The sequence below is a fragment of the Rummeliibacillus sp. SL167 genome, from assembly GCF_007896505.1.
Lineage (GTDB): Bacteria > Bacillota > Bacilli > Bacillales_A > Planococcaceae > Rummeliibacillus > Rummeliibacillus suwonensis.
This window is the reverse complement of record NZ_VCBM01000001.1, coordinates 118,428-140,154: the sequence shown is the minus strand read 5'-3', so window position 1 is coordinate 140,154 and position 21,727 is coordinate 118,428. Positions and strand designations below refer to the sequence as shown.

Genomic DNA, 21,727 nt, shown 5'->3' with positions numbered 1-21,727 from the left:
AATGATCCCCTCATGCTCTTTATTAAAATGGAAAAAAGTGTCTTACCCTTTTTGAGAAAGACACTTTGCTGTTTGTTATTTTCATTTTTAGGGCAACACCAAATTATCCACAAACATAGTTGATTCGCTGATTTCCGCTACGGTCTGCTATGCATATGCTTATTTAAGCAAGTACATATTTGATAAAGACTCCATAAATAGTATTAGTTAAAATTTGAATGCTGAGCCGACTTCTGTGTCGTTATCTAAAATCATGATGCCTCTTACTTGTGGCGCATTTGGAATAGCTAATTCGCGCGCAGAGCACATCATGCCATAAGAATCCACACCTCGCAACGCAGATTCTTTAATGACCATACCAGAAGGCATTACTGCCCCGATTTTAGCAACGACTACATGTTGTCCTTCTGCGACATTTGGAGCACCACATACAATCTGTAATGGTTCGTCTTCGCCAACATCTACTTGACAAATATGTAGTTTGTCAGCATTTGGATGTTCCCCCACTTCTTTCACATGGCCTACTACAAATTTAGGAGATAAGTCTACATCAAGACTGAGTGCAACTCCATTTTTTGCGATAGCCTCTTCTAATTGTGCAACAAGTTCCTTCGTCACTTCTATATTGCCGACTTCTTCTATTGTCAAATAATTACTAGCATTAAAAAGATTAAACCCTTTTACTTCGCTAGTTGCTGCTTCTTTTAATAATACTAAATCTCCGTGTTTTTCTAATTCCGTTTTGACAATCGCTTCTGTCGTCAACTGAACTAATAATACGTCACCTACATGTGCTTTGTTATACGATACGATCATTTTCTTTCTTGCTCCTTTTTTACTCTGTTTTTGGCTAGGATAAAAATCGGCTCTAAGTGGCCCTCTTCGTAGATAAAGGACAATGATGTAATAGGAACTGCTCCTACTGTAAAGAAATGCATGGTCATTTGGGCTAAAACATCATATCCTGTATTATTGCGAATATCACCGATAATCAACACATCTTGATGAGGCACTGAAACCGTCATGTCGCCTTCAATTTTACCACGCATTTCTTTTAAAAAGGCGTCATTTAAAATACGGCTTGCGTCATACCCATCATTTTCATTTAGAAAATAAAAGATATTGCCAGCCACTTCATCCTGTTTAACATTTGTCGGCAATTTACGTATTTGAAAGCGTGCAGATTCTTTGATTTGTTCCACGGGGACTTGTAATTTTTGGACCATCTCTTCATCGATTAAGCGATACGTATTTCCAAGATCTAGCGCATAGTAAATCCTTGTTTCAGCAGTATGTTCTGTTGTGATAAAAGCGTGACCTTCTTTTGATTTTTTAGGAAAAGAGCCTGAACGAATCACAGGATAAATATTTGTAAGCTCTTCAAAGCCTTGCTCCTTTTCTTTCTTCATCGCTTCAAAAGTTTGCTCAATCGTGTAAACAACTTCATCAATCGCTTTTTCTTTACGTATATCATATTTTGTTAAAACATCGCCTAACAACAAATCCATTCCCTTGCATAGCTCACGATGCTCTAATCTTAATTTGTTTGTTTTTAAATCTAGTTTCCATTCAAAGTGAGCTTCACCTAGACGCTCTTTTAATTTTTTGACTAAATCTTGTGCCGTCACCTAGTTACTCACCTCATCCAAAATAGCTTATTGTTGTTGTAAAAATTTTTCAATCTCTTCTTGAGTTTTGCGGTCTTTTGAGACAAAGCGTCCTGTTTCGTCACCGTTATTGTATGCGATAAAACTAGGAATACCATATACATTTAGTTCTCCACATAAATCGATGAATTCATCTCGATCCACAGAAACAAATGTAAAATCATTAAATTTTTCCTCAACCGTTGGCATAAAGGGTTCAATAAAGCGACAGTCTTTGCACCATCCTGCTTCAAATACAAAAACGTGTTTACCCTGTTCTTTTAAAGAATGATATTGTTCTACTGATTGTAATTTTTCCATTTTCATAGCCTCACTTGTTTTTCAATTGTACGGAATGGGCAATCGTCATTAATTCAGATATAGTATCATTGACCTCTTCTGTTTTTACTAAACCCGTAACTTTCACTCCACCTGTGCTTGCAATGACTTCATAATTTTCTTGGTCTTTCTTTAATACAGTTGCAAAGCCAAAACGATTATCTTTTTTATATGTTTGCTCTTTAACGATCTCTTCTTTTTCGCTTTTCTGTAGCGCTTTATAAAAGTGTTGACTCTTCTTGGATTCATTTGGATTAAAAAATATGGCGTATGTTTGCTTGCCCTTTGATAAAATCACATTAGTCTCATCAGAAGAATTTTTCACTTGATAGCCTTTAGGTAGATAAAATTGCAAATGTTCAGTTGATGCCGTACTACTCTCTGGTTTTGCATTGAAAATTGTGTCGGCATCTGAAAGCCCTTCTGATATTTGAGAATCTACCGAATTGCCACATGCTGCCATATTCAATATAAGTAACGCTGGGACGAATAGCTTGGTACATTGACGGAACATATGTAATTCCTCCATTCGTACTTGGACTACCTTTATTGTAAAAGTCATGCGACACCTATGCAACTATCGTGTCTTTTCTACCTATTTCGCATATTTTTGATAAAGTGAAACTCCATCAGTGGGGTTTTCTTCCCCCCACTGAAATAGAGGAACTCAGGTTAAAAGCGCCACGTCCTGTGGCAACACCTGAGTGACCAACATCCTGCCCGTCCGAACCAATCGGACTTTTACGGGCAGTTGATCCCCCATCTATATTTTTCGTTTCTCTCTCAATTTTGAGATGGGGTCTTACTGCCCGTTAAAGCGGGATAAAAAAAATATTGACCTACCAATTGTTGCAAAATATGTTCAAACATTTCTTTTCGATCCAGCATACCATCCGTTAAAATACCAATAGCTCCCGCATTTTGATGAGTATCTGATTGATGAACAAAGTCATCCATTACAGGTCCTAACTCTCGCCCCGCAGCTATTTGCTCTGCTATTTCATCTGGCAACGGAATTTGAGCACCTGCAGCCGTAAACAATTGCCCATTTTCTATAGCCAATGCACCCCAATTGCATAAATACATGATGTCGTCAATCATTGTGACACCGCCTTCTAAACCAAAGGCAATGGTGGCATTCGTCTCCTCCAATGCCTTTCTTGCACGATTTATAGCACCCGTTCTAGTTTCCTCCGTTGACATTGGTTGTGCAGAAACACCTGAATCTACTGAAATATGTTCAAATGTTAAAATATCATGAAAATGTTTCGTCACTACGGAAAGTACTGCACTTACTTTGGCTTTGTTTGTCGTACCTATTCCTACTTTCATCATGACACTTCCTAACTATCAAGATTAAAGGAGATTCCCGATGGAAATCTCCTTTACTATACCAAATTTTAGTTGTCTCTATCTAGCTAACTGTTTCGGATTGAACATGTTCAGCTTTTCATTTTAGCTAGCTTCTAAATGCCAGTTTCTCGTGTCGCTTCATCTTCTCGATCAACTGTTAAAAAATGGTTTTGATTCGAACCTGTAGCACTCATGAGCATGCTCAGCTTTTGCGAATCGTTTCTAGAGTTGAACGGTCTGCATTTTTGACTAATTTTACAAGTAATTCCTTCGCAGCATCGATATCATCTGTATGAATAATCGATGCATGGGAATGAATGTAACGTGCGCAAATACCAATAACTGTACTTGGTACACCTTCATTTGATAAATGCACACTACCAGCATCTGTACCACCACCTGGAGCGACAAAATATTGATAGGGAATATGATTCGATTCAGCTGTATCTAACACATATTCACGTATCCCCTTATGAGTGACCATTGTACGATCATAAATTCTAACTAACGGGCCTTTCCCGAGTTGACCAAATTGATTTTTATCACCTGAAGTATCGTTCGCAGGGCTCGCATCTAGTGCAAAGAAAAGATCTGGTTTGATCATGTTCGCAGAAACTTTTGCCCCTCTTAAACCAACCTCTTCCATCACATTAGCACCTGAATACAAGGTATTTGGTAATTTTTCATCTTTTAATTCTTTTAACAATTCGATCGCTAAACCACAGCCATATCGATTATCCCATGCTTTCGCCATCACTTTCTTTGGATTGGCCATTGGTGTAAATGGACAAACAGGAATAATCGATTGCCCTGGTCGGACGCCTAATCGAATCGCGTCTTCTTTATCATCTGCACCAATATCAATTAACATATTGTTAATCTCCATCGGTTTTGATTGCATTTCGGGTGTTAGTAAATGTTTGGGAACTGAAGAAATAACACCTGGAATAGGACCATTCTTTGTATAAACTTCTATGCGCTGAGCAAGCATCACTTGATTCCACCAGCCGCCAAGCGTTTGGAAACGAATCATACCATTTTCCGTAATTTGAGTGACCATGAATGCTACTTCATCCATATGACCTGCGACTAAAATTCTCGGACCATTTTCATCGCCCTTCTTCAGACCAAAAACACCACCTAAATTGTCTTGCACAATTTCATCAGCATATTTTGATAATGCTTGACGCATATAGGCACGAACTGCATGCTCATTTCCTGGAGCACCTGGTAATTCTGTAAGTGTCTTAAACATTTCTAGCATATCTTGATTCATGATAAAGCCTCCCTTAGAACGTTCACTCCTATTGTAGACAAAGCTTAGATAAAATTCTACCACTTTACTTCGAATATCGAAATGCTCTTTACATAAATTATCCCGCATCCTTCCGATTTTCATACGATGAATAGTATATGTTAAACTAATGGCATATACCCAAAGGAGGCATGTTAAATGAAATTACAGGATTTCTTACTGGGCGTTGCGACAGGGATTGCTACTGCATATGTCATTAAAGAAGTAAGTGAAAAGGTAAATCCCTATAAAAATGCCAATGCTGTTTTAGAAAATATAAAAAACGCCTTTAAAATTCAAGGACCAATAGATGGATCATGGATTTTCATGGAGCCTCAATTATTTCATAAAGAAAATATCGAAATTCCAGTGTATAAGGGTGGTATTTCTCGAGTAGAAGAAGGAGAAACGGTGAATTTTGAATTTGCAGCTGATGCAAAAACAGGGTCCATTGTTGACTTGGTAAGAGTTTAATATAATAATAGATTGATCATCGAATTTTATCTATTGCAATAGGTATGATAGATTTCTGCTACATATTGCTCGCTTTTCTGTGGATCCTTCTAAGGAAAGTATACGCACCACCTTCAACACAAAAGCACAAAATGCGGATTGAACAGCATTTTGTGCTTTCTTTTTCATATATGAAACTTTCGACCCTTACTTTATTACCCTCGTATTAATTAGCGGTTGTATGAGATTCTCTTGTACGTGGTAGCTCTGCTATTACATTTTTACCAGTTGCATCCCATTTGATAAGACGTTTGTAGGCATCATGATAAAAGCTAACCCAATAACCATTTTCTACGATTTCCTTCACTAATTTTTGTTTTGCAAACACAGAGGTCATTGGATAATCATCGTAAGCTAATACCCATAATGGATTTTGATGTGCATGAGTTGGCATTATATCTGCCATGTGTATAATCGTTTCTCCCTTTTGCGTTAAACGAATAATACAATGCCCATCGCTATGACCACCAGTATGAACCATAAGGATACCCGGTAACACTTCTAATTGCTGCTCAAAGGTTTTCACTTGGTTTACGATTGACTTCCAATTAGCCTCCCAGTACGTATTTACTGAACGAATATTCGGATCACGCATCTCATCCCATTCTACTTGAGAAACTAAAATGGTAGCGTTTGCAAATGCAGGGATCAGTTGATCATCTTGCCACTTTGTCAAACCACATGCATGGTCAAAATGTAAATGTGTCATCAATATATAGTCGATATCATTTGTTGTTAATCCTAGTTCTCCTAGACTCGCAACAATTTTTGATTGTTCAGTTATCCCATAATTGCGCAGTTGCTTATTGGTAAATTTTTCATTTCCAATTCCTGAATCGATCAATAAATTTTTTCCTTGATATTGGATTAAAATTGGGTCTGTTCGTAATTCAATTTGATTGCTATCATTCGCTGGATATTTTCGTGACCATAACGGCTTTGGCACTACCCCAAACATTGCTCCCCCATCTAAATGAGTGACTCCTCCATTCAGCCATGTAAGCTTCATATCGTGAAACTGAAATGCGTCCACATTAAATCCCCCTTTGTGTAAATCTATGCATCAAAATGGATAGATGATGCTTCACATAATTGTAACATGTTTAAAAAAATTTGTACTTATCCATACCATAAATAGACAACATTTTCTATAATGTAATAGATTAGATATTTATATCTACAAATTTTACTATTTTATGATAAAAAATATATAAAAAGGGAAATAAAACTTTATGACTAAGTGAGGAGAGCCATGAAGATGTTCAATGACCATGAAATAACATGTCAAAAATATTTAAAATTACTGGTATCTATCGAAAATTTAGAAAGGAAAACAGATTTATCTAAAGATTTGCAAAAAGACATAGGCAATCAGCTACAGCAATTAGAAAAGGAAATACTACGCCAATCACTGTATGACCATGACATTAAATAAACCTATGTCTAAAAAAGACGTATCCCAAAACAAAGCACAGAATGCGGCTTTGACAACATTCTGTGCTTTTTATAATGACATATTTATCTTTTTAAGACTTTTCTAAAGTAAAACATTACATAATTTGAATTTTCTTGCTTTCTTCAGAAGCAACTTGTACAAAAAAATTCTTATGGTACAAAGCTTATGACTGTTTTGTTTGGAACTGAGCTTCTAAACGATAAATCGGTTGTCCCTTCGAAGAAAATTTTTCCTCATATTCCGTCATGATATTATCTTCTGGCATTTCTGCATGTAAATCAAGCGACACGTAGTTCAATTTCATGCCATAGTGTGACATGCTCACTAAAGAATATTCAAACAAACCGCGGTTGTCTGTTTTGAAATGTATTTCTCCATTATCTACTAACACTGCTTCGTATAATTTTAAGAAGTTTTCATGCGTTAAGCGTCGTTTTGCATGACGTGTCTTCGGCCATGGATCAGAAAAGTTCAAATAGATACGACTCACTTCATTTTTTTCAAAATATTTTTCTAATTCTGCACCATTTACTAATAGTAAACGGACATTCTTCGGTGAACCAGCCTCCATAACTTTTTCAGCTGCTTTCACGATGACACTATCAAATAATTCAATACCAAGATAGTTGATCTCTGGATTTTGCAAAGCCATACCAGTGATAAATTTCCCTTTACCTGAACCTACTTCAATATGCAATGGATTATTATTTTCAAACAACTCTTTCCAATTTCCTTTACATTTTTCTGGATCAGGTATGATGATTTCTGGATGTGCTTTAATAAAATCAGCTGCCCATGGTTTATGTCGAACTCTCAATGTATTTCCTCATTTCTATTTTTTTCATCTAATCCAATGTTTCATTTCATTATTCGGTCTGTTAAAATACAATTCATTTTACAGCGCTTCACAACAGACCTCTTTTCACTGAACCGGTTACTTTTTATTTGACGATTATTCATATCAACAATCAGGCGTGTTGATTATCCAATTTAATCCATGAAAATAGGGGATTTGTTGATTACAGCGAAGGCTTGCACGACTCATGCGGGCGACTGCTGGGGGCAACAGGATGTTGGTCACGGAGTCGTTGCCACAGGACGTGGCGCACTACAACTCCGTTCCTTAATCGCTTGCGCTGCGGGGTCTCATCTATTCGCTTTTCCCGCGGGACATTGAATGGACTTCCTGAATCAACACCGCACGAAGGAAATGCGCAAGCCTAATAGAGGACTCGAGCAAGCCGCAGCGAAGATCTATATAAATGGTCTGAAAAATACAGAGTTTTTCAAAACTATGCCAAGCAGACACCCCTAATTTTGTAAAATCAACACGCGTGATCAACAATTGAAGTATAGCAAAGCCCCTCTATAAAGTGAACCTTCCAGTCAGTTGGGGTTTTCTTCATCTTTCACCAAGTAATAATTAGTAACCAGCTGTTTACGACAAAATTCGATTTATAAATACCTTTATCGACACGAAGAAATGACAATTATATTAGTTTTCTCTTATATTTGAATCAATTTCATAATGTAAAATTCAGATAAAAAATACGAACATTTTAAATCAATATGAACATTAATATTCAGAAATTTTTGTTCCGCTCCAGACGGCGCTTTCCACGGGCTTGGCTTCAATCTCCTCGGGTCGACACGATGTTGACCCCGAAGCCGTTGCCACAGGACGTGGCGAACTTAGGCTTTGTCCCATAAAACGTTCCTGCGGGGCTTTCAGCTCAAGCTTTTCCCGTAGGACTTTGAATAATCCTCCTTGAACTCACACCGCACGAAGGAGATGCGCAAGCCTAATCGAGGAGTCGCCGTCTTCCGCTCCACAACTATAAAATTAGCTATTATTAAATGTTCGTATTTTTTAAGAAGAAAATGATTTATGAAATTGATTCATTTAATATTTTAATTAATATTTTCCGACTATAATACTGTTTTTGTCTATATTTGTCGAATGCATTTACTATTAATTTCCGTGGCTTTATATTTATACAAGAGGAGGTGAATAAAATGAAAAAATTGTTAAAATTGATGACTGCCCTATTAGCAACGATTATTGTATTTGGTACTGTTGATAAAGCTTCAGCATCAACTGAACTTACAAAAGGACAAAAGGGATTGTACTATGAAGAGTATGTCCATATCATAAAAGAAACTAATTTGAAATATCCTGATGCTGATATAGGTATTGTTCCATTAGAGGATTTTCCAGAAAAAGAATGGGTAAAACCAGAAGAGTTTAAAAAAATCGTTGAAGATATGGCTGTATTAAAGTTTACGCCCGTAGAAAAAACTTCTAGTCTTATTCAACCGTTAAGCTCAACATCTGCTACGAAGTCTGTAGCAACAACTATTAACAATGTATCTCTTAAAATTACCGTTAAAGGCTCTTTTACTACTCAACTTTCTAATGGAATACAAAAGTTTGGTTCTATTACCTCTTTAACTTCTTCATCAAGCAAAGGGAAATGGAAGCAAACAGGTTATACACCTTACCTAATAGATGGTGGTAGAACTTATGAAATCGATGTGACAGGAACTTTCACCTATAATGGTGCAACAAAAAAAGGCAACGGTGTAACTGTTGAATTTCACTGTAGTTCAACTGGTGTTGTAAGCTAATTTTTAGGCACTTATCTTTTAATGGATAAAGTGCCTATTTATTATTTAACACTTCTCCACTGTCTCAACCACTACCAGCAAAACAGACTGTTTGGAACCTTGTGCATATTGCTTAACGATTTCTGTTGTATGACCTGGATATTTCAAAAGGAACTGATAAATTCCACTTAATTTTTCCATTTTCTCTTTGTATTACCATCCCTAGCTCTGCTATTGACGATAAAAAGAAGTTTTATGAATGCTTTTCCTCAATAACCTGTTCAGGAGATATGAGATCGTCATCATTCAAATCAAGTCTGTGATAAGAAGTCGTCTGTACATTATTCAACAAATATTGCGCGGCTTTAAATTGCATCAGTTTCATCGGAGAATGGTTTTTCTTCAGACGAGCAAACCAATCTGAGTATTTTCTTTTATCGACAAATTCAACACTATAACTAGAGCCTGGATAGTCAATATAACCATTCCTTGAAAGGACAACTTTGCGGATAGGTAGATCGACTGTATTCTTTTTAAAAATCTGTTTCACAATAGATTCCATGCGATTTAATCCAATAAGAGGATTTAAAACCTTTTTATCTATTTTACCGACTTTCTTCTCCCAAAATCGACTGCTATCACCGACAAATACAGCTTGGAATTCTTCCTCTAAAACTTGAATGCAGAAGCAATCAGTAGGTGTTAATAAGAGGATTCCCATTTCAACAGGTGCCTTTTTCACTTGAAAAATTGGATAGTAAAACAACAAATAGCTATCTGGTAAACGTTGTGTAAATGCCCTTAGCAAAGAATCTCGATAATATTTTGAATCTACGTATGATTTTTCTCTTAAAGTAGAACTTGCCCACTTTATCTGAAATTGAAAAAGTTGATCTACATACATTTTCTTTAATTCTTCAATGGTTTGCGGATAGTAAAATATGGTTGGCTGGAACATGAACGCATTTGACTCTTCCTGAATCTCTTCCTCATCTTGCTGTTGTTTGGAAAGCTCTTCAGATATTTGGTCGAGAAAGTCTTCTTTATCCCCAATATCCATATCCTCTTCCGCATGATCCTCTTTCTTTTTTCGATTAAAAGATAAAATACGTTGCAAGAAACTTTTATGAGTTTTTTCTTCCAATTCTTCATGGTCCCATTGAGGAATTTCCTCCCCAGATGCCCAATCTTTCTTCATGCGTTCCCATTGTATTTTTTTTAATCTCACAAATTGGGTTGGATATCTTTTTAAATCATTTTGATAACGTGAAACATAATCTTGTAACTTCACCAATTGTGCCATAACTGTTCCTCCTAAAAAATGATCCCACGATTACAAATAAAATGATTCTATTGATGTTATCGTTCTATATTATTCACTATATCTATATGAGCAAGTAGACTAAACACACTATATATCTTTTGTCTTTCAACAATCGGTTCATCATCATAACTGGTTGACTTACTACCTGTTAAGTAGGATAAAAAGGCATATGCTTCTATTTTACCACGATATGAAGCGAAAAAAAGAGAAGTTAATCACTTTTAAAAACACTTTGTTTCAAGATTTAGGTTATAATTTGAATGATTTTATCAGGCAACCTGTTTCTTTTGACCAAAAAATTTTTATTTTTGAACTGAAATATTGATTTAATATTTATATCGTCTATGTGCGATCATCCTGTACATTCATTTTCCGTTCTCTTCATTCCTTCCATTTTCATTAATCGCAAAAAAGATGTGATGAAATTTGTCATTCTTCATCACATCTTTTCTTTGGACCTACTATGGTGATATTCGATAAATTACTCAGTTAGAAATAAGCGACCTGAGTTAAGACTTCGCCGATTCATACTAACAGTTGAGAAAATGGGCAGCTGCCCTTACGAGGAAAATATTCTCTTCTGATAAAACCATGAGACGAAGTATATTTCAATATGTCTTTCCCTAAAACGGCTTTAATGTTATTTTTTCAGGTTCACGGTATTGTAAGTAAACTGAAGAAATTCGTATAAAACTTTCCGTTGTATTGAAAAGTTGATTTGTTTTCAATAAATCCTTTTCTTCATTGGATAAGACGTCTTTGATCTCTTCGTATTGTTCTCCCGGTCCACTATTTTTCCATGCAATGAATTGAACTGCTCGTCCTACATTTGTAAATGTGTTATTTCGGATTTTCGGATGAATAGCACCACTCGATAAAATCCCTCTTTTTTTAGGATTATTAATCGCAACATTTCGAATAGCATTATTTTCGATGATCGGTGTTTTCCAGTTCATCACTCGTATCGCATCATTTCGCATCGTATCAATCGTATTGCCGCGGATTATAACATTTGTATGAAGATGCCCACCAGAATATTTGTGAGTTCCGATCGCTCGATCTAAATTTCGAAATTCATTATTAATGATATTCAAGCGGTTGTTAGCCGTACAGTCAAAATTACTCCATTTTGAACTCCATCCTAAAGTGGTTTTATCTGGCGTATCAACATTAATCGCTTCTTTAATGTTTCGATCAGAAGGTTTAGAGTCGATAAATTTATTATTTTCAATCGTCACATCCTCTGATGCATCTATTTCAATAAAATGCCCAGCGTTCATATTACGAAATTCTATATTCGATATATGAACATTTTTATTATGCCCCATAATAATGGCAAAACTGCTTAGCTTATAATTCAAATTGAAAACAACTTTCCCTTTGCCCACAAAACTTATATTTTTTTCACCACCATGACCACTTACGACTCGCTCTTTTTTGGATAAAGATGGTCGGATCAATTGAAAAATAGAGCTAGATGGGTTTATAACGGTTGTTCCCGTATCATCGCCTTTTTGAATCTCTGTACCATCTTCAAATACAAGTGATACGTTCGATGGTACATATAAAACATTTGATACGGTATATACGCCCTTTGTAAAAATAAGTTTGCCTCCACCCTGTTTTTCAAGTTGTTCCATATAAGAGCGCAAAGCATAATATTGCTTGGTTTGCGGAGTATATGACGCCCGTAAAAGGAATTCTTTATTAAGTGGAGATGATTCTGGAGTCACCTTATACTCTTTTTTTCCTAAATCATTCATATCCGTAATTTCAATTTTCTCAACAGGTTCTGCCGAATCATGCTCGATATGCATAAAATATTCTCGTAAGTCTTTTCCTTCATTTGATGCAAGTGCTTTTTTTGTTCCTAGCGTAACTGTATTGGAATTTGCTGCTTCGTTTAATCCAGTTTGCGCAGCTAACATGACTGCTATGTTCATTTTTACAAATTGGTTATGTTGAATAATTGGTTTATAAGTCCCCTTCACAAAGATCCCATAGTCCCCATTTACAGATTGAATCTTATTATTCTCGATTGTAGGCAACTTCCAATTTTTAGCTACAATCGCATATGACGTCGTATTTTTGATCGTATTGTCCAAAATTTTTACTTTTGAATGAAATATATCGCCAGTAAATTGATTGGAACTAATGGCTTCGAAAACTTGATCGAATTTATTTTTTTCGATGACGATCTGTGAATTAGGGGTTTCATCATACATACTCCAATCAACTTTGTATGTGCCATACGAAAAGTCAGCTGCTTCAATGCTAATAGAGGGTTTGGATGTAGAATTTTCATTTGTAAATGTGTTATTTTGAATTTTGGCATTTTGAGTAGCTACCAATTGGATGAAATATCCATTATTAGCGTTTTTGAATTGTATATTTTTAATGGTCAAGTTTTGATTATGCCCTGTAATAATACCATTTACATTTTTATTATTTTTTAAGTCAATAGTTGCCTTCCCTTTACTTATAATCTTAATATTTTTTGACCCCGAATAGCCATCATTCAGATCTCCATTCTTTTTAATATTGGGTGCTACAAGTTGAAACATGGACTTTGAAGCTTTTAATGAACTACCTGTTTTCATGCTTTTTTCTAGCTTTACGCCATCATTTAATTGTATTGTTACGTTTGAAGGTACATATAATGTGTTTGTAATCTTATAATTTCCTTTTTTTAGTATTAACTTTCCTCCACCATTCACTTCCAGCTTTTCAAGATAAGATCTTATCGTATAATAATTTTGGGTTTGGGATGAATAAGTTTTATACTTTTTCATCTTTTTATTTAATGGTGTTGTGCTGGGAGAAATCGTATAGGTCCACTGATTTGCAGAAGCAGTTAAGACATCATTTTTTAAATATAAAATACTAAACAAAATACTTAGGGCTATTATGTAGATGGATATCTTACCTATGTTCTTCACTGCTAAGTTACTCCTTCCTCGTTAAAATTATTTTGAACATGTTTCTACCGTTACTGCACATCCTAAAAAATTATCGTACAGTTCTTTTCCTACCCTTTGTGATGCATGTGTGTATTATTATAAACAAAGTAAAATTTTTCAAAGTGCAATCTTACCGCTCATTTATGTGGGATAAGCTCTGGTTAAGTTCATATGAGCCATTATCTTCATCACGACTTATATTGAATTGGTCATTTGAAATAACAGTAAAGCCGCATATTTTGAATAGTATTATTTCGAAAAATCGTTACATTATGCAAGCTTTCATCCAGATTTTGATGATTTCTTATTGTGCTGTCTAATGATTTAAACGTATTATTCGCCATTAGGACATTGTTATTCGGTCACTTATCAAAATCCAACGTGGCAAAAATTTCTTTTCCATCAATCAGGCTTAAAGATCAATCATTATACGTATAAATTAAAGAACTAACTTATGTAAAATATTGATAAATTGAAGCTTCCATCAGTGGGAGTTTCTTCATCCCCCACTGATGGTTAAACCAATCGTGCTTTTACGGGCAGTTGATCTCCCACCTAACTTCTTTACTCTTGCTGAATTTTGAGGGTGGGGTATTACTGCCCGTTAATGCAGGATAAATTAAATCTAAATTATTTTAACTTTGAAATACGAACATTTAAAAAATAATACCAACTCAACATCCAAACTTGCATATTTCACTACAGACAGATAAAGATGTCCCTACGTTTTTGACTATATGATGTGAAAGTTCCAATCTTCCAGACCTTTAGGGTATAGCCTAAAAAGCTCTCATTTTTAAATTCATGAGGGATTTTAATACTATATTAACAATACCTTTACATTTTTAGAAGACTATTTGCTATTTTTTGTGCCTAATTCAACAATAGCATCCGCATAAATCGCTGCACCTTTTACTAAATTTTCGATGACTACATATTCGTCTGCTTGGTGAGCTAAATCAGGTTCACCTGGGAATAACATGCCGAATGCTACGCCAGTTTTTAATTCACGAGCATAAGTACCGCCGCCAATAGATAACAACTCTGCTTTTTCTCCTGTATTGCGTTCATATACTTTTGAAAGTTTTTGGATTAGTTCTTCTTGTGGATCCACATAATGTGGTTTAGAATCATCTACAACATCAAGTGCAAAACCAAGTTTAGCTACAATAGTGCTTGCAGCAGTGATTTTTTCTTCATATGGATACGAAACAGAATATCGCATACTTACATCGATTTGACCGCCTTTACCTTCTTCAAATGTAACAACACCGGCATTTAATGTCGTATCTCCTGAAATTTCATCTGTAAACGCTAATCCTAATGCGTGACCACGACTTTCGTTTGCAAAACCAGTCACTAAAAATTGAGTAAATTCTTTTGATTGTGGAGTTGTAAATACTGTATTCAAATACTGAGCTAGTTTGACAGCAGCATTGATGCCAGCATTTGGCTCCATTGCATGAGCAGAACGTCCTTTTATAGATAATTTAAAACCATCTGTGTTTTTTTCGATTGTCCCTTCTAATTCACTAATTTTTAAATAGCTATTAAAAGTTACTTCAAATTCTTCTGGTACATGACGAACGATTGCTTCCGCAAAATCTGGCACCATGTTGATACGATGACCTGCATGGAATGAAACCAATTGTTCGTTTTCTTGTGACCTTGCTTGTTGATGGAATGAAAGTTCAGCGATTCCCTTTTCTGCATTAATGATTGGAAAATCTGCATCTGGTGCAAAACCTAATGTTGGCATTTCTTCTTTTTCCACATAACGTTTGACGCAGCGGAAACCACTTTCTTCATCAGATCCAATAATCATGCGGACTCTACGGTCTAATTTTATACCAGCATCTTTAACCATCTTCATAGCTAACCATGCAGCCATTGTTGGACCTTTATCGTCAATAGAACCGCGACCGAATAATTTGCCATCTTCAATGACAGCACCAAATGGAGGATGTATCCAATCACTTCCAGCAGGAACCACATCCACATGGCAAAGGATACCGACTAGTTCTTCTCCTTCTCCCATTTCAATATAACCCACTATATTATCGATTAACTTCGTTTTTAACCCTTGTTCTTTACCTTGCTGAAGCATCCAATCTAAAGCTTTTTTTGGTCCTTCACCAAAAGGTGCATCAGAAGACGCAGTGCTTTCATCTAGCACACTGTTAATTTGTACTAACTCTTTCAAGTTGCCGATTAATTCATCTTGGCGTTGTTGGGCTTGTTTCATCCAATCCATTCATATTTCCTCCTTACAAATAACCTCATGATCATTTTACACCCTTTTCTATTTTTCACATAGGGATAGCAAAAAGGCGTACGTTAAGTGTTTAGCACAGATATATCATTCGTATTTAAAAGGAAACCAAATATTACAATCATGAAAAATCAAACAAAAGTATGGAAAACTGAAAATACATTCGCTATAATGGAATTGTCAGATAATAAAGTCTGACAATTAAAATTGAAAAGGGGATGTCTAAGGCAAACTAAATTAGGAGCCTGAATACCTCACAATTATTTTCGTCCGCTAGTCTTGAGAAATAAGATGAAGGAGTGGTTCACCAATGAAACCAACCACTGATCGGATGCTCAATCGAATAAAAGATGTGTATATGTACATCCATAGTAAAGGTACTGTGACTACACAAGATTTAGTCGATGAATTCGGCATCACTCCTCGCACCATTCAAAGAGATTTGAATGTGTTAGCCTTTAACGATTTGGTAGAAAGTCCAAGTCGTGGCAAATGGACAACGACGCGTAAGAAAGTGAAAATGACATCTTAGAAAGATTCAACGAGTTGGATCTCACGCTTTTCGTTGAATGGACGGTCAACTCGCCATATGCTGGTGGCAAATTCGTCTAACATGTTACTATGCTAATTATTGAAATTTAAAAAAGAATGACCATGCTGCGTCGCTTGGTCATTCTTTTTGTATTTTATCCCACATGAACAAATTGTATGCATGCTCCCGCTTCAAGACAAGACACCTATAAAATACAATGGATGAGTGTGAAATCTTGCCCGCATAACCCGATGAATCCAGCTAACGCAGCGGAGGTTGAAGAAACCTGCTGTGTGAAATTTCACTTTATAAAGATGGTTAGACTCCCTTACCCTTGAACTGGCGGACATGATTGAATTTTTTCAATCTCCTCCGCTGATAATTCTCGATACTGCCCAAGTTTTAAATGCTCGTCCAATTGTAGACTTCCCATTGATAAACGTTTTAAATAGATAACCTTTTTGTCAACCGCTTCAAACATTCTTTTCACTTGATGAAACTTTCCTTCTGAGATTTCCAACTCGATTTCAGAAATCGCACCAGCATTTAATATCTTTAATTTCCCCGGCTTCGTATGGTAGCCATCATCTAAAATGACACCGTGCTGAAACAATTCTACATCTTCTTCCATCACTCTGCCCTCAATTTTTGCATAATAGACTTTTGGAACATGTTTTTTGGGTGACAGTAAGTTATGTGCTAATCCCCCATCGTTGGTGATGAGTAACAAGCCCTCTGTATCTTTATCTAATCGCCCTACTGGGAACGGCTTGAAATGTGCATGAAACGGATTCAGTAGATCAATCACTGTTTGATCGTACAAATCTTCTGTAGCAGAAATAACGCCTGCTGGTTTGTTCATCATTAAATAGATAAATTCTTGATAGAATACCCTCTCACCAAGAACTGTGACATTTTGTTCTTTTGGATCGACATGGAGTGATACATCTTTTACAACTGCTCCGTCTACAGACACAGCTTTCATTTTCAACAATTTTTTTACTTCTTTACGCGAACCATATCCCATATTGGATAATAATTTATCTAACCGCATTGTTCCCTCCTACAGACCAAACTTACCAACAATTTTAGTTATTTTCTCACCTAACAATTTTTGTGCGAGTCCAATTCGGAATGATAAGAAGGCATATACAGCTACAGCGATACTAATGCATACGACTAGATACATTAGTGCCAGCATCTTAGTATGCGCAACGCCGAACAGAATAACTAATACTTTATGCGCCACAATAACAAACGCCGCCATAATAACTGTTAATGCCATAATTAGAATTGAACGTCTTATGACCAATCTGGATTTATAATTTAATGCCTTTTTCAAAACAAGCATATTGATCGTAATCGAAATCAGATAGCCAATTGCTGTCGCTATAATGGCACCTTTTGTTTCAAATGTTTCGATCAAAGGAATATTAATGGCTAATTTCACCAAGATCCCTGTCAACAAACTAAAAACAATCCATTTTTGATAATCGATTCCTTGTAATAGAGCAGCTGTTACTTGGAAGAAAGCAAAAAGAATCGCTACAGGCGCGTAGAAAGCAAGGACACTAGAGCCCATTACACTTTCTGAATAAAGTAAATGATAGATATCTGTAGATAATAAAGAGATCCCTATGACTGCTGGCAATGTTATAAATAATAAAACCTGATACGTCTTATCCATCGCATTGATCAATGCACTATGTTGGTTTTTAGTATAGTAATTAGTAATAGTTGGTACAAGTGCCATAGAAAAACCGGTTGCAAGCATCACCGGAATAATGACAATTTTTTGTGTTGTAAAATTTAACATACCAAGATAATCATCCGATACTTTAGCTAAGCCGATATTCGTCATAGCCGTATTAAATGTTAACATGTCAACTAATTGGAATAGCGGATTGGCGATCCCCACAAACACATAAGGAATGGAATATGTGATGACCTCTCTATAAATACTTTTATAGGATAGCTGTCCTGACGACACACTATATTGTAACTTTAGATCAAACTCTGGCTTTAACTTACGCCAATAATACCAAAGTGCGATCAAACCAGCTACGGCACCGATAAATGCCGAAAATACAGCAAATGAAACGGCTGTTTGCGCCTTCCCATCAAAAACACGCATCACAAGGTACGAACCGGTCAATAGAACGATAATACGGACAATTTGCTCTACCAGTTGAGAAATTGCTGTTGGCTCCATATGATCATAACCTTGGAAAAACCCACGAACTAAGCTCATAAACGGCACGACGATTAAAGCAAAGCTAACCCATCGAATAACTCCTGCGATCTGTGAAACCGTAAAAACCTGTTCTTCATCTTTAATGACCAAATGAGCAATTGGATCCGCTAAAAGAAACAGTGCCAAAAATGATAAAAAGCCAGTAAGTGTCATAATCATTAAACCTGATTTTACAAGCTTTCTTCCTGACTCATAATCACCAAGACTGTTATATTTTGCTACAAACTTCGATACAGCAATCGGAGCACCCGAAATCGCTACCGATAGCATAATTGTATATGGAACATAGGCGTACGAATACAATGCCACGTTTTTTTGTCCAATAATGGCGTAAAACGGGAATATGTAAACGAGGCCAAGTACCTTTGATAAAAACATGCCAACCGTTAGTATGGCAGTGCCCTTCATTAAAGATGACATAATACCCTTCCAATCTATCCAAATCTCATAAACCTAAATTTTAGTTTACAACTCGTCATACAATTACTCAAATAGTTTCTGCACTTCGTGTATAATTAATTAAGATTCTTTTTAAAAATACTTTTGATAGAATCCATTTCATAATGCAGAATTCAGATAAAAAAATACGAACATTTCTCCAATCTTTTTATTCGTTACGCACATAAGGTTGCTTCTTGCCCATTTTCTGCAAGAACCACCGCTACCCTCACTATGGGCAAAAATCGATATTATTATATGACAAAAATCAATTCAAAAAAGAAAGTGAGTTTCTATAGCATGTATGATGTAATCGTGATCGGTGGAGGTCCATCTGGTTTAATGGCGGCTATTGCTGCTGGTATAGAGAAAAAGAAAGTCCTTCTTCTCGAAAAGGGACAAAAACTGGGACACAAATTAGCCATCTCTGGTGGTGGCAGGTGCAATGTCACCAATCGACTATCAACTGATGAAATCATTAAACATATTCCAGGAAATGGCCGCTTTTTATATAGTCCATTTACTGTTTACAACAATGAAGATATTATAGCTTTTTTTGAAGATCATGGCGTCGCATTAAAAGAAGAAGACCATGGTCGAATGTTCCCTGTTTCCAATCGTGCCCAAGATGTTGTGGACGCAATGCTGCGCGAGCTCAATCGTTTAAAAGTAGAAATTCGTCAAAATACGCCTGTCGCAAAACTATTAATGGACGATGACAAAGTTTTAGGTGTCCGCTTAAAGGATGGAAACGAAATCAAAACAAAGGCTGTCGTAGTTGCTGTAGGCGGAAAAGCTGTTCCTAAAACAGGGTCTACAGGTGATGGTTACCCTTGGGCAGAAAAAGCCGGTCATACTATTACGGAGCTGTTTCCGACCGAAGTCCCTCTACTTTCCAATGAGACGTTTATTCGCACCAAAGAGTTGCAAGGTTTAGCACTTAGAAATGCAAAAGTTTCAGTATTAAGTAAAAAGGGGAAAATCATCATTACTCATCAAATGGACATGCTTTTTACACATTTTGGTTTAAGTGGTCCAGCTATTTTGCGTTGTAGCCAATTTGTTGTCAAAGAGATGAAGAAAAACGGTAGAAATCCAGTAATTCTTCGTATTCAAGCATTAACTGAACATAATGCTGAATCTGCTTTTCAGCTTATTTTCAAATTAGCAAAAGCGGAGCCTAAAAAAACATTAAAAAACGTCTGGAAAGGACTTGTTCCAGAACGTTGGTTACTTTTTTTAATGACTAACTGTGATATAGCAGAATCGCTCACTGGTGCAGATCTTTCAGCCGATCAAGCGCGCCTGCTTGCAAATGATCTTGTTGGGTTTGAAATGACCGTTAATGGCACCCAACCACTTGAAAAAGCATTTGTTACGGGAGGCGGTGTATCGATCAAAGAAATCGAACCTAAAACAATGGCTTCTAAAAAGAAAGCAGGTCTATATTTCTGTGGGGAGATTTTAGATATCCATGGTTATACTGGGGGCTACAACATTACGTCTGCACTCGTTACAGGAAGAATCGCCGGAATGAGTGCAGCACAATATGTTGACGCAAAGTGATATTTTACGAAAAAGGCTTATCCGATTGATCTAACCAATTCCATAAAATACTTTTCAACTAGGCTGTAAAAATCTGCTCATTCTAATTTTAGGAATGAGCAGATTCTGTCGTGTCATGTTCGTATACAATTTTACCACCTAAGTGACCAGTAGTAGCTAAGGAGGCAATACCAGCTACACAAAGAATGACAATAATGATTGAAACGAGTCCGTCTTTTATTCGCTTAGGTCTCCATTTGAATAAAGTATGTTTAAAAACTAATTTAATAACAGCTACGATACTGAATAGGATTATTGAAACATCTGCAAAGAAAGCATGCATTTCTACCTGATCGTGTAAACCGTGACCCCAATTTTGAAAGGCAAATTTTTCTGCTCCTTCACCTGTTAAAAGTGCAACGAATCCTGAAATTACCCCAATAACGATTAATAAAGTGCCAAATCTGTTGAGTGTGTCTTTTTTCACAAAACAATTGACAATCTCAATGACAGCTCCTAATACCAATAGAGCAATCGGAAAATGAACAATGGATGGATGTAATGGCATATAAATCAATCTCCTTTCTTTTCTTATCATACTGATAAAAACTGAAAGGAGACTGAAATTTTAAGCAAATGCTTCCATTATATAATTGTAAACTTCTCTTTTTAAATACCGATCAAAAGCATTTAATTTTTCCCCTCTTTGGAGTTTATCCTTCAATTTGAAAATGAATTGTTGGTTTTCATGATCTTGAAGATCACTTTTAGCGAATCTGTCCAAAAAATGGATGAATTTCAATTGTGGGTTTTCTCGTAATTCTCTATTCAAAGGGATTCCATGACCTTTTTCTAATTGAAAAGGCCTTTTTTCATATGGAATAGCTGCTATATGACTAACTCCCTTTACAAAGCTTGGATCTCCTAGCAGTAACACACCTGCTTTTCCTACATGAATATCAAATAGGCCTGTTACTCTATCGCCGTTCTTAGCGATTAAAACGACCTGCTCTTCTCCATAGTCCACGACAGAATCAATAAAATCAGCTACAGTAGGATGGACATTTAGTTCTACCTCTACAGTCGTTTCATCATCATCCACTGTAAGCTCATCTTCATATTCGACTAATCTTAATATTCCTTTTTGAATAGGTATTTCTGTTTCCCTTATAAATGCTTTTGTTATTTCCATTA

Annotated in this window: 21 protein-coding genes; 6 read left to right on the top strand and 15 right to left on the bottom strand. The window is 36.1% G+C overall.

Annotated features, from left to right (window positions below):
- Window positions 1-207: 207 nt before the first annotated feature.
- The 6 genes from ytpR to FEZ13_RS00525 all read right to left on the bottom strand — a co-directional run bounded on the left by ytpR (window position 208) and on the right by FEZ13_RS00525 (window position 4,614).
- On the bottom strand, window positions 208-816 hold the full coding sequence (gene ytpR / locus FEZ13_RS00550) for a YtpR family tRNA-binding protein (RefSeq protein ID WP_146551048.1): 609 nt from the start codon (window positions 814-816) through the stop codon (window positions 208-210).
- Entirely contained in the window at window positions 813-1,628 is an 816-nt protein-coding gene (locus tag FEZ13_RS00545) for a DUF1444 domain-containing protein (RefSeq protein ID WP_146551047.1), read from the bottom strand. The genes ytpR and FEZ13_RS00545 overlap by 4 nt, the downstream gene beginning before the upstream one ends.
- Window positions 1,629-1,655: 27 nt before the next feature.
- Complete coding sequence (locus FEZ13_RS00540; protein ID WP_146551046.1) at window positions 1,656-1,967, bottom strand: thioredoxin family protein; 312 nt, start codon at window positions 1,965-1,967, stop codon at window positions 1,656-1,658.
- Between the two features lie 10 nt (window positions 1,968-1,977).
- Complete coding sequence (locus tag FEZ13_RS00535; protein ID WP_146551045.1) at window positions 1,978-2,499, bottom strand: hypothetical protein; 522 nt, start codon at window positions 2,497-2,499, stop codon at window positions 1,978-1,980.
- A 269-nt stretch (window positions 2,500-2,768) separates the two neighbouring features.
- Window positions 2,769-3,317 carry a DUF84 family protein gene (locus FEZ13_RS00530; RefSeq protein WP_146551044.1) on the bottom strand — a complete coding sequence of 183 codons (549 nt, stop codon included), beginning with the start codon at window positions 3,315-3,317 and terminating at the stop codon, window positions 2,769-2,771.
- A gap of 223 nt (window positions 3,318-3,540) precedes the next feature.
- On the bottom strand, window positions 3,541-4,614 hold the full coding sequence (locus FEZ13_RS00525) for a M42 family metallopeptidase (protein ID WP_146551043.1): 1,074 nt from the start codon (window positions 4,612-4,614) through the stop codon (window positions 3,541-3,543).
- A 177-nt stretch (window positions 4,615-4,791) separates the two neighbouring features.
- On the opposite strand from FEZ13_RS00525, the gene FEZ13_RS00520 reads away from it, so the two are divergent.
- Entirely contained in the window at window positions 4,792-5,106 is a 315-nt protein-coding gene (locus tag FEZ13_RS00520) for a hypothetical protein (RefSeq protein ID WP_146547980.1), read from the top strand.
- A 205-nt stretch (window positions 5,107-5,311) separates the two neighbouring features.
- Here the strand turns inward: FEZ13_RS00520 and FEZ13_RS00515 are convergent, their stop codons facing one another.
- Complete coding sequence (locus FEZ13_RS00515) at window positions 5,312-6,178, bottom strand: YtnP family quorum-quenching lactonase (RefSeq protein WP_146551042.1); 867 nt, start codon at window positions 6,176-6,178, stop codon at window positions 5,312-5,314.
- A 225-nt stretch (window positions 6,179-6,403) separates the two neighbouring features.
- On the opposite strand from FEZ13_RS00515, the gene FEZ13_RS19235 reads away from it, so the two are divergent.
- Window positions 6,404-6,580, top strand: coding sequence for a hypothetical protein (locus FEZ13_RS19235; RefSeq protein WP_186725710.1), 177 nt, complete (start codon window positions 6,404-6,406; stop codon window positions 6,578-6,580).
- Between the two features lie 184 nt (window positions 6,581-6,764).
- Here the strand turns inward: FEZ13_RS19235 and trmB are convergent, their stop codons facing one another.
- Window positions 6,765-7,418, bottom strand: a complete 654-nt coding sequence (trmB, locus tag FEZ13_RS00510) for a tRNA (guanosine(46)-N7)-methyltransferase TrmB (RefSeq protein WP_146551041.1) — start codon at window positions 7,416-7,418, stop codon at window positions 6,765-6,767.
- A gap of 198 nt (window positions 7,419-7,616) precedes the next feature.
- On the opposite strand from trmB, the gene FEZ13_RS19230 reads away from it, so the two are divergent.
- Window positions 7,617-7,778: a hypothetical protein gene (locus tag FEZ13_RS19230; RefSeq protein ID WP_186725884.1), complete on the top strand. Its 162-nt coding sequence runs from the start codon at window positions 7,617-7,619 to the stop codon at window positions 7,776-7,778.
- A gap of 839 nt (window positions 7,779-8,617) precedes the next feature.
- Window positions 8,618-9,229 carry a hypothetical protein gene (locus tag FEZ13_RS00505; protein ID WP_146551040.1) on the top strand — a complete coding sequence of 204 codons (612 nt, stop codon included), beginning with the start codon at window positions 8,618-8,620 and terminating at the stop codon, window positions 9,227-9,229.
- A gap of 232 nt (window positions 9,230-9,461) precedes the next feature.
- Here the strand turns inward: FEZ13_RS00505 and FEZ13_RS00500 are convergent, their stop codons facing one another.
- From FEZ13_RS00500 to pepV, 3 genes are all read right to left on the bottom strand, one after another.
- Entirely contained in the window at window positions 9,462-10,511 is a 1,050-nt protein-coding gene (locus FEZ13_RS00500; RefSeq protein WP_146551039.1) for a nuclease-related domain-containing protein, read from the bottom strand.
- A gap of 644 nt (window positions 10,512-11,155) precedes the next feature.
- The gene (locus tag FEZ13_RS00495) at window positions 11,156-13,471 is read right to left on the bottom strand and encodes a right-handed parallel beta-helix repeat-containing protein (RefSeq protein WP_146551038.1); all 2,316 of its coding nucleotides are present in this window, start codon (window positions 13,469-13,471) and stop codon (window positions 11,156-11,158) included.
- 874 nt (window positions 13,472-14,345) lie between these two features.
- Entirely contained in the window at window positions 14,346-15,746 is a 1,401-nt protein-coding gene (gene pepV / locus FEZ13_RS00490; protein ID WP_146551037.1) for a dipeptidase PepV, read from the bottom strand.
- A 328-nt stretch (window positions 15,747-16,074) separates the two neighbouring features.
- On the opposite strand from pepV, the gene FEZ13_RS00485 reads away from it, so the two are divergent.
- Window positions 16,075-16,296, top strand: coding sequence for a DeoR family transcriptional regulator (locus FEZ13_RS00485; protein ID WP_119415054.1), 222 nt, complete (start codon window positions 16,075-16,077; stop codon window positions 16,294-16,296).
- Window positions 16,297-16,624: 328 nt separating this feature from the next.
- On the opposite strand, the gene FEZ13_RS00480 is transcribed toward FEZ13_RS00485, so the two are convergent.
- A complete protein-coding gene (locus FEZ13_RS00480) occupies window positions 16,625-17,350 on the bottom strand; it encodes a pseudouridine synthase (protein WP_146547974.1) in 726 nt (241 codons plus the stop codon).
- 9 nt (window positions 17,351-17,359) lie between these two features.
- Window positions 17,360-18,970 carry a putative polysaccharide biosynthesis protein gene (locus FEZ13_RS00475; protein WP_146551036.1) on the bottom strand — a complete coding sequence of 537 codons (1,611 nt, stop codon included), beginning with the start codon at window positions 18,968-18,970 and terminating at the stop codon, window positions 17,360-17,362.
- Between the two features lie 318 nt (window positions 18,971-19,288).
- Between FEZ13_RS00475 and FEZ13_RS00470 the strand changes: the two genes are divergently transcribed.
- A complete protein-coding gene (locus tag FEZ13_RS00470; RefSeq protein ID WP_146551035.1) occupies window positions 19,289-20,554 on the top strand; it encodes a BaiN/RdsA family NAD(P)/FAD-dependent oxidoreductase in 1,266 nt (421 codons plus the stop codon).
- Between the two features lie 88 nt (window positions 20,555-20,642).
- Here FEZ13_RS00470 and FEZ13_RS00465 read toward each other — a convergent pair whose 3' ends face one another.
- Together FEZ13_RS00465 and FEZ13_RS00460 are read right to left on the bottom strand one after the other, a co-directional pair.
- Window positions 20,643-21,101: a DUF2231 domain-containing protein gene (locus FEZ13_RS00465; RefSeq protein ID WP_146551034.1), complete on the bottom strand. Its 459-nt coding sequence runs from the start codon at window positions 21,099-21,101 to the stop codon at window positions 20,643-20,645.
- A 60-nt stretch (window positions 21,102-21,161) separates the two neighbouring features.
- Window positions 21,162-21,725, bottom strand: coding sequence for a hypothetical protein (locus FEZ13_RS00460; protein WP_146551033.1), 564 nt, complete (start codon window positions 21,723-21,725; stop codon window positions 21,162-21,164).
- Window positions 21,726-21,727: the final 2 nt, after the last annotated feature.

Coding starts and splice junctions, on each gene's coding strand:
- FEZ13_RS00535 (WP_146551045.1), bottom strand. CDS start 2,499: ATGTTCCGTCAATGTACCAAGCTATTCGTCCCAGCGTTACTTATATTG.
- FEZ13_RS00505 (WP_146551040.1), top strand. CDS start 8,618: ATGAAAAAATTGTTAAAATTGATGACTGCCCTATTAGCAACGATTATT.
- FEZ13_RS19235 (WP_186725710.1), top strand. CDS start 6,404: ATGTTCAATGACCATGAAATAACATGTCAAAAATATTTAAAATTACTG.
- ytpR (WP_146551048.1), bottom strand. CDS start 816: ATGATCGTATCGTATAACAAAGCACATGTAGGTGACGTATTATTAGTT.
- FEZ13_RS00485 (WP_119415054.1), top strand. CDS start 16,075: ATGAAACCAACCACTGATCGGATGCTCAATCGAATAAAAGATGTGTAT.
- FEZ13_RS00500 (WP_146551039.1), bottom strand. CDS start 10,511: ATGGCACAATTGGTGAAGTTACAAGATTATGTTTCACGTTATCAAAAT.
- pepV (WP_146551037.1), bottom strand. CDS start 15,746: ATGGATTGGATGAAACAAGCCCAACAACGCCAAGATGAATTAATCGGC.
- FEZ13_RS00460 (WP_146551033.1), bottom strand. CDS start 21,725: ATGGAAATAACAAAAGCATTTATAAGGGAAACAGAAATACCTATTCAA.
- FEZ13_RS00530 (WP_146551044.1), bottom strand. CDS start 3,317: ATGAAAGTAGGAATAGGTACGACAAACAAAGCCAAAGTAAGTGCAGTA.
- FEZ13_RS00525 (WP_146551043.1), bottom strand. CDS start 4,614: ATGAATCAAGATATGCTAGAAATGTTTAAGACACTTACAGAATTACCA.
- FEZ13_RS00480 (WP_146547974.1), bottom strand. CDS start 17,350: ATGCGGTTAGATAAATTATTATCCAATATGGGATATGGTTCGCGTAAA.
- FEZ13_RS00520 (WP_146547980.1), top strand. CDS start 4,792: ATGAAATTACAGGATTTCTTACTGGGCGTTGCGACAGGGATTGCTACT.
- FEZ13_RS00475 (WP_146551036.1), bottom strand. CDS start 18,970: ATGTCATCTTTAATGAAGGGCACTGCCATACTAACGGTTGGCATGTTT.
- FEZ13_RS00540 (WP_146551046.1), bottom strand. CDS start 1,967: ATGGAAAAATTACAATCAGTAGAACAATATCATTCTTTAAAAGAACAG.
- FEZ13_RS00470 (WP_146551035.1), top strand. CDS start 19,289: ATGTATGATGTAATCGTGATCGGTGGAGGTCCATCTGGTTTAATGGCG.
- FEZ13_RS00465 (WP_146551034.1), bottom strand. CDS start 21,101: ATGCCATTACATCCATCCATTGTTCATTTTCCGATTGCTCTATTGGTA.